We start from the raw sequence: 12296 nt of genomic DNA, 5'->3' as shown, positions 1-12296 counted from the left end.
CCAATTATTAGACCTGCTCAGACGGGACGATATTATCAGATCCTGAGACGGTATCGTTCGGGAGCTGTCTTCCCGAACGATGAGTCACGGTCACAGGACTAGCTATGCGCAACAGTGAACATTACATCACCACAACCGGGTCGGAGCCGCTCGCGACCGACGACGAAACGACCTGGTCATTTCCTGGGGCTATCATTGGCTTCGTGTCATGGCTGCTGGCGCTTGGCATTCCGTTTCTCATCTACGGCGGCAACACGCTGTTCTTCTTTCTCTACACCTGGCCTTTCTTTCTGGCGCTGATGCCCGTGGCTGTTGTCGTCGGCATTGCGCTGCACTCGCTGCTCAACGGTAAGCTCCTGTACAGCACCGTGGTCACGATTATGACGGTGGTTCTGATGTTTGGTCTGTTATTTTTGTGGCTCATGGGCTAACTTCAGCCATAATTCAAACCGTAACCAACTGTGTAACGATATTGTGCAGGACGATTCTGCGGAAAAAATGTGGTATATTTGCCCGCGATGTTGCGGCATCTCTGTTACCCCGGCGTAGTGCTCTGGGGAAGTCTTGGGATGATGATGCCGTTTTTCAGGGGGCAGGATGGGTAAACTAACGCTGCTGTTGCTGGCTTTGCTAATCTGGCTGCAATATTCGCTGTGGTTCGGTAAGAACGGACTGCACGACTATAGCCGGGTGAGCGATGACGTCGCGGCTCAGCAGGCAACAAACGCCAAACTTAAGGCGCGAAACGATCAACTCTTCGCTGAAATTGATGACCTCAATGGCGGGCAAGAGGCGATTGAGGAACGCGCACGCAATGAACTCAGTATGACTAAGCCGGGCGAAACCTTTTATCGTCTGGTTCCGGATGCGTCTAAACGCAATCAGGGCTCAGCACAAAATAATCGATAATCAGGCCCAGGATTACGACATGGCAGTAACTTTTTCGGACGTATGCGCCGTGGTGCCGGCCGCAGGTTTTGGCCGGCGCATGCAGACAGAATGTCCCAAGCAGTACCTCTCTATTGGCGATAAAACGATCCTTGAGCACGCCGTGGCTGCGCTGCTGGCGCACCCGCGGGTGACGCGGGTGATCATCGCTATCAGCCCGGGCGATGCGCGCTTCGCGCAGCTCCCGCTGGCAAATCATCCACAGATTACCGTTGTCGATGGCGGTGCCGAGCGCGCCGATTCCGTGCTGGCAGGCATTCAGGCTGCCGGAAACGCCCCGTGGGTACTGGTCCATGACGCGGCGCGTCCGTGCCTGCACCAGGACGACCTTGCGCGCCTGCTGTCGCTGAGCGAAACCAGCAAAGTGGGCGGCATTCTGGCTGCCCCCGTGCGCGACACCATGAAGCGCGCCGAGCCGGGCAAACGGGCTATCGCCCACACCGTCGAACGCGTCGATCTATGGCACGCGCTGACGCCGCAATTTTTCCCCCGCGAATTACTCCACGACTGCTTAACGCGCGCGCTTAACGAAGGTGCGACCATCACGGACGAAGCCTCTGCGCTGGAGTACTGCGGTTTCCATCCTGAGCTTGTTGAAGGACGTGCTGATAATATTAAAGTGACGCGTCCGGAAGATTTACAGCTCGCGGAATTTTATCTTACCCGTTCGACCCATCAGGAGAAGGCATAATGCGAATTGGACACGGTTTTGATGTACACGCCTTTGGCGGCGAAGGCCCAATTATCATTGGCGGCGTGCGCATTCCTTATGAAAAAGGGCTGCTGGCGCATTCTGATGGCGACGTGGCGCTGCATGCGCTGACCGACGCGCTGTTGGGCGCGGCCGCACTGGGTGATATCGGCAAGCTGTTCCCGGACACCGACCCGGCGTTTAAAGGGGCAGACAGCCGTGAACTGCTGCGCGAAGCGTGGCGCCGCATCCAGGCGAAAGGCTACACCCTGGGCAACGTCGACGTGACGATTATTGCTCAGGCCCCGAAAATGCTGCCGCACATTCCGCAGATGCGCGTGTTTATTGCGGAAGATCTGGGCTGCCATATGGACGACGTGAACGTCAAAGCGACGACGACCGAGAAGCTGGGCTTCACCGGGCGTGGCGAAGGTATTGCCTGTGAAGCCGTGGCGCTGCTGGTGAAGGCAAGCAAATGACAGACTTCGACAACCTGACATACCTGCACGGTAAACCGCAGGGGAACGGGGTGCTGAAAGCCAGCCCGGAAGATTTCCTCGTGGTCGAGGATCTGGGCTTTGAGCCGGATGGCGAAGGCGAACATATCCTGGTGCGTATTCTGAAAAATGGCTGTAATACCCGCTTTGTGGCCGACGCGCTGGCAAAATTCCTCAAAATTCATGCCCGCGAGGTGAGCTTTGCCGGGCAGAAAGATAAACACGCCGTCACGGAACAGTGGCTCTGCGCGCGCGTTCCCGGCAATGCGATGCCTGATTTAAGCAAATTTGAGCTTGAGGGCTGTAAGGTACTGGAATATGCCCGCCACAAGCGCAAACTGCGTCTGGGGGCGTTGAAAGGCAACGCGTTTACGTTGGTGCTGCGCGAAGTGTCCCACCGCGAAGACGTTGAAAAACGTCTGAGCGCCATCAGCGACCGCGGCGTACCGAACTACTTTGGCGCGCAGCGCTTTGGCATCGGCGGCAGCAACCTGCAGGGCGCGCTGCGCTGGGCGCAAAGCGATGCGCCGGTACGTGACAGGAATAAACGCAGTTTTTGGTTGTCGGCGGCACGCAGCGCGTTGTTTAATCAGATTGTGAGCGAAAGGCTGAAAAAACCGGACGCGAATCAAGTTGTTGTTGGCGATGCGCTACAATTAGCGGGACGCGGAAGCTGGTTTGTGGCAACGGCCGAAGAGATGGCTGATGTGCAGTCGCGCGTGGACGCAAAAGCGCTGATGATTACCGCCGCGTTGCCCGGTACGGGCGACTGGGGAACACAGGGCGACGCGCTGGCCGCCGAGCAGTCAGCCGTGGCGGACGCGCCAGAATTGCAATCCTTGCTGGTGCGGGAAAAAGTTGAAGCGGCACGCCGCGCGATGCTGCTCTATCCGCAGCAGTTAAGCTGGAACTGGTGGGATGACGTGACCGTCGAGTTACGCTTCTGGCTGCCGGCAGGCAGCTTTGCCACCAGTGTTGTCAGGGAACTTATCAACACCTTGGGTGATTATGCGAATATTGCTGAGTAACGATGACGGGATCCACGCGCCAGGCATTCAGACCCTGGCGAAACACCTCCGCGAATTTGCGGACGTGCAGGTCGTGGCGCCCGATCGTAACCGCAGTGGAGCGTCTAACTCTCTGACGCTGGAGTCGTCGCTTCGCACCTTTACCTTTGATAATGGCGATATTGCCGTGCATATGGGAACGCCAACCGACTGCGTTTTTCTGGGCGTGAACGCGCTGATGCGGCCGCGTCCAGATATCGTCGTCTCCGGCATTAACGCCGGGCCTAACCTCGGCGATGACGTGATTTATTCCGGCACCGTGGCGGCCGCAATGGAAGGCCGCCATCTGGGATTCCCGGCGCTGGCGGTCTCGTTGAACGGCTACACGCACTACGACACGGCCGCCGCGGTGACCTGTTCGATCCTGCGGGCGCTCGGCCGCGAGCCGTTGCGTACCGGGCGCATCCTCAACATCAACGTGCCGGATCTTCCTCTCGATGAAATTAAAGGCATCCGCGTCACCCGTTGCGGGAGCCGACATCCTGCCGATCAGGTGATCCCGCAGCAGGATCCTCGCGGCAACACGCTTTACTGGATTGGCCCTCCCGGCGACAAGTGCGATGCGGGTCCGGATACCGACTTTGCCGCCGTAGAGGAAGGCTATGTTTCGGTTACTCCGCTGCACGTAGATTTAACCGCGTATAGCGCGCATGATGTGGTGTCGGGCTGGCTGGATCGCGCAGGAGTGAACGCGCAATGGTAAACAAACGTGTACAAACTCTTCTGGAACAACTCCGCGCGCAGGGGATCAGCGACGAGCACGTGCTTGAAGCGCTCGCCCTGGTTCCGCGTGAAAAATTTGTAGACGAGGCGTTTGAACACAAAGCGTGGGAAAACGTGGCGCTGCCCATCGGACAGGGCCAGACGATTTCGCAGCCTTATATGGTGGCTCGCATGACGGAGCTGCTGGAGCTGACGCCCGACTCCCGCGTGCTGGAGATTGGCACCGGGTCGGGGTATCAGACCGCGATCCTGGCGCATCTGGTTCATCACGTATGCTCCGTTGAGCGGATCAAAGGTTTACAGTGGCAGGCGCGTCGTCGCCTGAAACAACTTGATTTACATAATGTTTCGACACGACACGGTGATGGATGGCAGGGTTGGAAGGCGCGCGCCCCGTTTGACGCGATCATCGTGACGGCGGCCCCGCCTGAAATTCCAGCAGCCCTGTTGTCGCAGCTGGATGAGGGGGGCATTCTTGTTCTGCCTGTCGGGGACGAGCAGCAGCTGTTGAAGCGCGTTCGTCGGCGCGGCGGCGAGTTTATTATCGACACCGTGGAAGCCGTGCGCTTTGTGCCTCTGGTGAAGGGGGAGTTGGCCTGAGACTCGGAATTATCCAGGGTTATTAAGGCAAATTCAGCGTATGGTGTGGCGCGAAAGATTCGTGCCATCACGGTAAATTTTAAGTCACTGGTAGTTAACACATTCCTGGGGGATAAATGAGCGCGGGAAGCCCTAAATTCACCATCAGCCGTGTTGCGGCATTATCACTGGTTTCGCTCTGGCTGGCAGGCTGTACAAGTTCAAACAACGCGCCTGCGCCCGTGAGTTCCGTCGGCGGAAACAGCGGCTCCGGTAACACGTCCAGCGGAATGTTAATCACGCCGCCACCTAAAATGGGGACGGCTGCACCGCAGCAAACACCACAAATTCAGCCTGTGCAACATCCTGTTACACAGTCAGTGCAGGTTCAGCCAGTTGAACAACCTGTTCAGACCCAAAATGGCCGCATAGTCTATAACCGCCAGTATGGGAACATTCCGAAAGGCAGCTACACCGGTGGCAGCACCTATACCGTGAAACGCGGCGATACGCTGTTCTACATTGCGTGGATCACCGGGAACGATTTCCGTGACCTCGCGCAGCGCAATAACGTCCAGGCCCCATATGGTCTGGAAGTCGGGCAAACGCTTCAGGTGGGCAACGCGACGGGCACGCCGCTTACGCCTGGCAACACCGTTTCAGCGGCCGATGTAACAGCTCAAAATAACAGCGTTAAGCCTGCACAAAAATCCACCACGGTGGTTGCTTCACAACCTGTAATTACGTATTCTGAGGATTCAGGTGATCAGACTGCTAACAAAATGTTGCCGAATAATAAAGGGACTGCGACTGCTGTCACAGCACCGGTTACGGCACCTGTGGTTAGCTCTACTGAACCGACTGCCAGCAGTATGACCTCCAGTTCGCCGATTTCTGCATGGCGCTGGCCGACTGACGGCAAGGTTATCGAGAACTTCTCTTCCTCCGAAGGGGGAAATAAAGGGATCGATATCGCAGGGAGTAAAGGACAGGCTATCATCGCGACCGCAGATGGACGCGTTGTGTATGCCGGTAACGCCCTGCGCGGTTACGGTAATCTTATTATCATCAAACATAACGATGATTACCTGAGTGCCTACGCCCATAACGACACAATGCTGGTCCGGGAACAACAAGAAGTTAAGGCGGGGCAAAAAATCGCTACCATGGGTAGCACCGGAACCAGTTCTACACGCTTGCATTTTGAAATTCGTTACAAGGGGAAATCCGTAAACCCGCTGCAGTACTTGCCGCAGCGATAATTTGACGGGGCATGCCAGCCAGGGTGTCTCGTTCAGGGATCACGGGTAGGAGCCACCTTATGAGTCAGAATACGCTGAAAGTTCATGATTTAAATGAAGATGCGGAATTTGATGAGAACGGAGTAGAGGCTTTTGACGAAAAAGCCTTAGTAGAAGAGGAACCCAGTGATAACGATTTGGCTGAAGAAGAGCTGTTATCGCAGGGTGCCACACAGCGTGTACTGGACGCGACTCAGCTTTACCTTGGGGAGATTGGTTACTCCCCACTGCTAACGGCCGAAGAAGAAGTCTATTTCGCACGTCGTGCTTTGCGTGGTGATGTTGCCTCGCGTCGTCGCATGATTGAAAGTAACCTGCGACTGGTCGTGAAAATTGCCCGCCGTTACGGCAATCGTGGTCTGGCTCTGCTGGATCTGATTGAAGAGGGCAACTTAGGTCTCATCCGCGCAGTTGAGAAATTTGACCCGGAACGCGGGTTCCGTTTCTCAACCTACGCGACCTGGTGGATTCGTCAGACCATCGAACGGGCTATTATGAACCAGACCCGTACGATCCGCCTGCCGATACACATCGTCAAAGAGTTGAACGTTTATCTGCGCACCGCGCGCGAGTTGTCCCATAAACTGGACCACGAGCCAAGCGCAGAAGAAATTGCCGAGCAACTCGATAAACCGGTTGATGACGTAAGCCGTATGCTGCGTCTCAACGAGCGCATTACCTCTGTTGACACCCCGCTGGGTGGCGACTCCGAAAAAGCGCTGCTGGACATCCTGGCCGATGAAAAAGATAACGGTCCGGAAGACACCACGCAGGACGATGACATGAAACAGAGCATCGTCAAATGGCTGTTCGAACTGAACGCCAAACAGCGTGAAGTGCTGGCACGTCGTTTCGGTTTACTGGGGTATGAAGCTGCGACACTGGAAGACGTCGGCCGCGAAATTGGCCTGACCCGTGAACGTGTTCGTCAGATTCAGGTTGAAGGTCTGCGCCGCCTGCGTGAAATCCTGCAGGGGCAAGGTCTGAATATCGAAGCGCTGTTCCGCGAATAAGCAACCTTTCGTCAAAAAAGGCCCGTCGTGAGACGGGCCTTTTTCTTTTGTGTTACGGCTGTGCCGCCGTTTCGTGCAGCAGACGCCACGTTATTTTGTCGCCTTCCTGACTGAGCACCGCGGTCGACCAGCGCACGTTGACGGGCAGGTCTGGCCGGGTTTGCGTCTCCCGGTAGTGGAGCACCGCGCCACGATCCCAACGCTGGATCGTGGATAATTCGTCAATGACGATCTTCAGTCCGGGACGGCTTCCACGCTGTTTTTCCAGAAAACTGGCCAGGCCGTTATAGTCGATCTGCACACCACCCGGCGGGATCATCAGAAAATCTGGGCTGAAGCGGGCGAGCAGGGCGTCGGGATCGCCTTCACCTTTGCCTAACCAGTCTTCAAGCGCAATGTGGAGGTCGATAATGTCGTGTTCGAAAGGCGTCATGAATTCTCCTGTCGCAGCTGATTTAGCACCTGCGTATTGTTAAGACGAAAAACGTACGGTACAGGCAGCAAGGTCATGCCTGCAGCAAAAATAAACATCCCGTGCCAGGCGGCGAGTGGTGGCAGCCAGGCCTGCGCCAGGTTCAGCACCTGCGCAAGCAGCAGGGCACCGGCAAAAAAACTCAGCTGACGATTGAGATTCCACAGCGCGCTGGCATCCGGCATCTCGTCCCGGCGCGTTGCCAGAAACGCGCTGCTCTGAGCTGTACTGCTGCACAGGCTTCCTCCCGCGCCCATCAGGGTAAACGCGACGGCAGGCAACAGCATTGACGAGCTGACGTCAATCAAAAGCAGAATACCCGCCGCCTGCAAAAGGCAGCCGATGACTATCAGCGGTCGGGGGCCGATACGGTTAAAATAACGTCCCGTCGTCGTGATGGCGATAAACGATGCTACAGACCACGGCAGCATGAGCATTCCCGTTGCGGCTGGGCTCATGTTCGCCTCGTGCTGAAGATAAAACATGCCCGTGACGTTCACCCCAATAAATATGCCGGGGACGCAAAAATAGACAAGCATTGAAAAACGCAAAAGCGGGTCCGCGAGCAAGGGCAGGTTTAGCAATCTGGCCGCGTTCATCGTGGGTTTTCCATGTTTAAGCCACAGACAGGCCAGAACAAAGGTCACGATAGCCACCGGGAGCGTGGCGAAAAAGATCCATCGCCAGCCCAGCGTCTGCACCAGCACGCCGCCGATAGCCGGGGAGCAGGCCGGGGCAAGCAACGCAACCAGCATCACTACCGAGGAGAGTCGGGCCCGCTCGTGAGGCCTGAACTGTTGCCAGGTCAGCGCCTGTCCGACGGGGATCAGTAAGCCCCCTCCCACGCCCTGAAGCACTCGCCAGGCAATCAGAGTTTCCAGCGTTGCAGACAGGCCCGCTGCAGCTGAGGCTGCGCTGAACAGAAAAAGCGAAAGCAGGATGACGCGCTTTGGCCCGATGCGGCGAGTGAGCACGCTGCTGAACGGGATCGCCAGCGTCAGACCGGCAATATACCCGTTACTGACCCAGGCAAGCGCTGATGGCGTGGCAGTAAAGGCGTGAGCCATTGCCGGAAAGGCGACGCTGGCAATAAACATGTTGATCAAATCAAGAAAAAAGCCCAGCAGATAGACAACGGCAACTTTGCTGCGATACGTCATGGTGGATCCTCCGGTGAGGTGGCGTATCGTATCGGCTCGGGAATCACGGATAAACCTGACAAAGCGCGATATACTGTCAAAAATATTTTGACAGTATAGGGCGTGACGATGATTAACCTACAGCGGACGCAGATGTTTGTCGCAGTGGCCGACACCGGCAGTTTTACGGCGGCCGCAGAGGCGATGGGGCTGACAAAAGCGGTGGTTAGCTTCAATATCCGCCAGCTTGAAGATGAGCTGGGCGTTACGCTGCTGCTGCGCTCCACCCGCCGCTTGACGCTAACCGAGGCGGGCGCGCTTTTTCATCAGCGCAGCGTGGCGCTTCTGAAGGAAGCCGAACGGCTGCAGGATGATGTCCGCGCGAATCATGCGGGACTTACCGGTGAACTGCGGATCACGACCACGCCTGAATATGGCTCCCGGGTCGTGGTGCCGCTGCTGGCCAGGTTTAGCCAGCAGCACCCCGATCTTCGCGTCCGACACGTTTCGTCGTCACTGCATGCTGACCTTATCTCGGAGCGCTTTGACGTGGCCATCCGGCTGGGGACGCTTGCCGATTCGCGCAACCACGCCGCACTGATTTCTCACTTTTCTATTCTCCCCGTCGCGACGCCCGAGTGGCTTGTGAGAAACCCGATCGAATCTCTTGCGCAGCTGGCGCAAGCCGACTGGATTATTCATGAGCGCCTGGCCTCACCGCTGCGCTGGCAGGTGAAAAATGCCAGCGGCGCGCCTGAAACGCTCGAGATAAAAAAAGCGCCACGTTTGTTTGCCGACAGCGCTCAGGCCCTTATGGCTTTTGCGCTCGCAGGCGGTGGGGTGGCGTTACTGCCGGAATGGCTGGTGCGCGATTCACTTGATACGGGAGAACTGGTCCAGGTGTTACCGGAATATACCTTTGCGCGGCAGGGCATCTATGCGGTCTATCCTGATGCCCGGCATGTGCCAGCGAAAGTTCGCACCTTTATCGATTTTATGCGCACCAGCGTGAATTAATCGTGCATCATCTTTTTGATGAGAGCCGAGAACTGCTCCCGCTCGGCCTTGTTAAGACGGCCTAAAAAGGCCTCATCAACCTCATTGCCTACCGGCTTACACTCTGCAAGCAGGGCCTCACCTTCTGGCGTGAGGAAGACAAAGCGACGGCGCTTATCTGCAGGGTCGTGCTCGCGTTTGACCAGCCCGCGCGCCTCCATGCGGCTGAGCATTTCCGCCAGGGTCGCTTTGGTGCTGACCGCGACCTCAGTCAATGCCACCTGTTCGATGCCCGGATGCTCGGCAATAGAGCGCATCACCGCATACTGCGGTTTGGTCAGCTCCGGCAATGCATGTTGCCACCGTGCAGTATGCTGTTGAAAAAGCTGACGTAACAGGTGGAACGCCTCTTGTCTTAGTTCCATGAACACTCCGACAGAAAAAATCACCCCCTATGATAGCTGCTAAAGCCCGGGATGATAATGCGGCATTTTTTAGCATTTAGTGTGATCGTATGCGAACGATATTGTCAGAAAAAGAATTCGGGAGTAATTTACCTATAATGTTCGTATACGAACAAAATGATTGAGGTGATGAATGAGATTGATCGTGGGAATGACGGGGGCAACGGGTGCTCCGCTTGGCGTGGCGCTGCTGCAGGCGCTACGGGAAATGCCGGAGGTGGAGACCCATCTGGTGATGTCGAAGTGGGCAAAAACCACCATTGAGCTGGAAACGCCTTACGCCGCCCAGGACGTTGCTGCGCTGGCTGACGTAGTCCATAGCCCGGCTGACCAGGCCGCCACCATCTCCTCCGGTTCGTTTCGTACCGACGGCATGGTCGTCATTCCCTGCAGCATGAAAACGCTCGCCGGGATCCGCGCGGGCTATGCCGAAGGGCTGGTGGGCCGTGCGGCGGATGTGGTGCTGAAAGAGGGGCGTAAGCTGGTGCTGGTGCCCCGTGAAACGCCGCTCAGCACCATTCATCTGGAGAATATGCTTGCGCTCTCCCGCATGGGCGTGGCGATGGTGCCGCCTATGCCTGCGTATTACAACCATCCGCAAACCGCCGATGACATCACCCAGCATATTGTGACCCGCGTGCTTGACCAGTTTGGCCTGGAGCATAAAAAGGCGCGCCGCTGGAACGGGTTGCGGGAGGCGAAACATTTTTCACAGGAGAATAAAGATGGCATTTGATGATTTGAGAAGCTTCCTGCAGGCGCTCGATGAGCAAGGGCAACTGCTGAAAATTGAGGAAGAGGTAAACGCCGAACCCGATCTGGCGGCGGCGGCCAACGCGACCGGCCGCATCGGTGACGGCGCCCCCGCGCTGTGGTTCGACAATATTCGCGGGTTTACCGATGCCCGCGTGGTGATGAACACCATCGGCTCCTGGCAGAACCATGCCATTTCGATGGGGCTGCCGGCGAACACGCCGGTGAAAAAGCAGATCGACGAGTTTATCCGTCGCTGGGATAAATTTCCTATTGCGCCAGAGCGCCGCCCCAACCCGGCCTGGGCGCAGAATACGGTGGACGGTGAAGACATTAACCTGTTCGATATTCTACCTCTGTTCCGTCTGAACGACGGCGACGGGGGTTTTTATCTCGATAAAGCGTGCGTCGTCTCGCGCGATCCGCTTGACCCGGATAACTTCGGCAAGCAGAACGTTGGCATCTACCGCATGGAAGTGAAGGGCAAGCGCAAGCTCGGCCTGCAGCCGGTACCGATGCACGATATTGCTCTGCATCTGCACAAAGCCGAAGAGCGTGGCGAAGACCTGCCGATTGCCATTACCCTCGGCAACGATCCGATCATTACGCTGATGGGCGCGACGCCGCTGAAATACGATCAGTCAGAGTATGAAATGGCCGGCGCGCTGCGTGAAAGCCCATATCCGATTGCCACCGCGCCGCTGACCGGCTTCGATGTGCCGTGGGGTTCTGAAGTGATCCTGGAAGGGGTGATTGAAGGCCGTAAACGCGAAATTGAAGGGCCGTTCGGCGAGTTTACTGGGCACTACTCCGGTGGTCGTAACATGACGGTTGTGCGTATCGACAAAGTTTCTTACCGCACCAAACCGATTTTCGAATCCCTTTACCTCGGCATGCCGTGGACCGAGATTGATTATCTGATGGGGCCAGCCACCTGCGTGCCGCTCTACCAGCAGCTGAAAGCGGAATTCCCGGAAGTGCAGGCGGTGAACGCGATGTACACCCACGGTCTGCTGGCGATTATCTCCACCAAAAAACGCTACGGCGGGTTTGCCCGCGCGGTCGGCTTGCGCGCCATGACCACGCCGCACGGCCTGGGCTACGTGAAGATGGTGATCATGGTGGATGAGGATGTCGACCCGTTCAACCTCCCGCAGGTGATGTGGGCGCTGTCATCGAAGGTCAACCCGGCAGGCGATCTGGTGCAGCTGCCGAACATGTCGGTGCTGGAACTCGATCCTGGATCCAGTCCGGCGGGCATTACCGACAAACTGATTATCGATGCGACCACGCCTGTCGCACCGGACACCCGTGGCCACTATAGCCAGCCGGTACAGGATCTGCCTGAAACCAAAGCCTGGGCTGAAAAACTGACCGCGATGCTGGCTTCACGTCAATAAGGAGGAAAAGATGATTTGTCCACGTTGTGCCGATGAGCATATTGAAGTGATGGCGACGTCGCCGGTGAAAGGGGTCTGGACCGTTTACCAGTGCCAGCATTGTCTGTATACCTGGCGAGATACCGAACCGTTGCGTCGTACCAGCCGCGAGCATTACCCTGAAGCGTTCCGCATGACGCAGAAGGATATTGACGAGGCGCCGCAGGTGCCAACGATCCCGCCGCTGCTGTAAAGACAGCCCGGTGGCGCTGCG

Annotated in this window: 16 protein-coding genes; 13 read left to right on the top strand and 3 right to left on the bottom strand. The window is 57.0% G+C overall.

Going from position 1 to position 12296, the window contains the following annotated elements; all coding sequences use genetic code 11:
* The first annotated feature begins 104 nt into the window (after positions 1 to 104).
* From ACWYRJ_RS08815 to rpoS, 9 genes are all read left to right on the top strand, one after another.
* Positions 105 to 431, top strand: a complete 327-nt coding sequence (locus ACWYRJ_RS08815) for a DUF3561 family protein (RefSeq protein ID WP_109844662.1) — start codon at positions 105 to 107, stop codon at positions 429 to 431.
* Between the two features lie 166 nt (positions 432 to 597).
* On the top strand, positions 598 to 909 hold the full coding sequence (gene ftsB, locus ACWYRJ_RS08810) for a cell division protein FtsB (protein WP_008499609.1): 312 nt from the start codon (positions 598 to 600) through the stop codon (positions 907 to 909).
* Positions 910 to 928: 19 nt separating this feature from the next.
* Complete coding sequence (gene ispD / locus ACWYRJ_RS08805) at positions 929 to 1639, top strand: 2-C-methyl-D-erythritol 4-phosphate cytidylyltransferase (protein WP_111965455.1); 711 nt, start codon at positions 929 to 931, stop codon at positions 1637 to 1639.
* Positions 1639 to 2118, top strand: a complete 480-nt coding sequence (gene ispF / locus ACWYRJ_RS08800; protein WP_008499607.1) for a 2-C-methyl-D-erythritol 2,4-cyclodiphosphate synthase — start codon at positions 1639 to 1641, stop codon at positions 2116 to 2118. Before ispD ends, ispF begins: the two co-directional genes overlap by 1 nt.
* A complete protein-coding gene (gene truD, locus ACWYRJ_RS08795) occupies positions 2115 to 3164 on the top strand; it encodes a tRNA pseudouridine(13) synthase TruD (protein ID WP_455507749.1) in 1050 nt (349 codons plus the stop codon). Before ispF ends, truD begins: the two co-directional genes overlap by 4 nt.
* On the top strand, positions 3145 to 3906 hold the full coding sequence (gene surE / locus ACWYRJ_RS08790; protein WP_455507748.1) for a 5'/3'-nucleotidase SurE: 762 nt from the start codon (positions 3145 to 3147) through the stop codon (positions 3904 to 3906). The genes truD and surE overlap by 20 nt, the downstream gene beginning before the upstream one ends.
* On the top strand, positions 3900 to 4526 hold the full coding sequence (locus tag ACWYRJ_RS08785; RefSeq protein ID WP_111965459.1) for a protein-L-isoaspartate(D-aspartate) O-methyltransferase: 627 nt from the start codon (positions 3900 to 3902) through the stop codon (positions 4524 to 4526). Before surE ends, ACWYRJ_RS08785 begins: the two co-directional genes overlap by 7 nt.
* Positions 4527 to 4642: 116 nt before the next feature.
* Positions 4643 to 5767, top strand: coding sequence for a murein hydrolase activator NlpD (gene nlpD, locus ACWYRJ_RS08780; RefSeq protein WP_455507747.1), 1125 nt, complete (start codon positions 4643 to 4645; stop codon positions 5765 to 5767).
* 59 nt (positions 5768 to 5826) lie between these two features.
* Positions 5827 to 6819 (top strand): RNA polymerase sigma factor RpoS, encoded by a 993-nt coding sequence (gene rpoS / locus ACWYRJ_RS08775; RefSeq protein WP_008499600.1) that lies wholly within the window; start codon positions 5827 to 5829, stop codon positions 6817 to 6819.
* Between the two features lie 52 nt (positions 6820 to 6871).
* Here the strand turns inward: rpoS and ACWYRJ_RS08770 are convergent, their stop codons facing one another.
* Positions 6872 to 7252, bottom strand: a complete 381-nt coding sequence (locus ACWYRJ_RS08770) for a DUF4440 domain-containing protein (RefSeq protein ID WP_149366644.1) — start codon at positions 7250 to 7252, stop codon at positions 6872 to 6874.
* Positions 7249 to 8451, bottom strand: coding sequence for an MFS transporter (locus ACWYRJ_RS08765; RefSeq protein WP_455507746.1), 1203 nt, complete (start codon positions 8449 to 8451; stop codon positions 7249 to 7251). The genes ACWYRJ_RS08770 and ACWYRJ_RS08765 overlap by 4 nt, the downstream gene beginning before the upstream one ends.
* A 108-nt stretch (positions 8452 to 8559) precedes the next feature.
* Between ACWYRJ_RS08765 and ACWYRJ_RS08760 the strand changes: the two genes are divergently transcribed.
* Positions 8560 to 9447, top strand: coding sequence for a LysR family transcriptional regulator (locus ACWYRJ_RS08760; protein ID WP_455507745.1), 888 nt, complete (start codon positions 8560 to 8562; stop codon positions 9445 to 9447).
* On the opposite strand, the gene ACWYRJ_RS08755 is transcribed toward ACWYRJ_RS08760, so the two are convergent.
* A complete protein-coding gene (locus tag ACWYRJ_RS08755; RefSeq protein WP_133295053.1) occupies positions 9444 to 9851 on the bottom strand; it encodes a MarR family winged helix-turn-helix transcriptional regulator in 408 nt (135 codons plus the stop codon). The genes ACWYRJ_RS08760 and ACWYRJ_RS08755 overlap by 4 nt on opposite strands.
* A 172-nt stretch (positions 9852 to 10023) precedes the next feature.
* Here ACWYRJ_RS08755 and ACWYRJ_RS08750 point away from each other — a divergent pair, with 172 nt between their 5' ends.
* From ACWYRJ_RS08750 to ACWYRJ_RS08740, 3 genes are read left to right on the top strand one after another with little or no spacing between them, the layout of a single operon-like run.
* On the top strand, positions 10024 to 10626 hold the full coding sequence (locus ACWYRJ_RS08750; RefSeq protein ID WP_455507744.1) for a non-oxidative hydroxyarylic acid decarboxylases subunit B: 603 nt from the start codon (positions 10024 to 10026) through the stop codon (positions 10624 to 10626).
* On the top strand, positions 10616 to 12043 hold the full coding sequence (locus ACWYRJ_RS08745; RefSeq protein ID WP_111965466.1) for a non-oxidative hydroxyarylic acid decarboxylases subunit C: 1428 nt from the start codon (positions 10616 to 10618) through the stop codon (positions 12041 to 12043). The genes ACWYRJ_RS08750 and ACWYRJ_RS08745 overlap by 11 nt, the downstream gene beginning before the upstream one ends.
* 10 nt (positions 12044 to 12053) lie before the next feature.
* Entirely contained in the window at positions 12054 to 12275 is a 222-nt protein-coding gene (locus ACWYRJ_RS08740) for a non-oxidative hydroxyarylic acid decarboxylases subunit D (RefSeq protein WP_003862116.1), read from the top strand.
* Positions 12276 to 12296: the final 21 nt, after the last annotated feature.

The sequence above is a fragment of the Enterobacter sp. genome, assembly GCF_977039595.1.
This window is presented reverse-complemented; position numbering and strand designations above follow the sequence as displayed.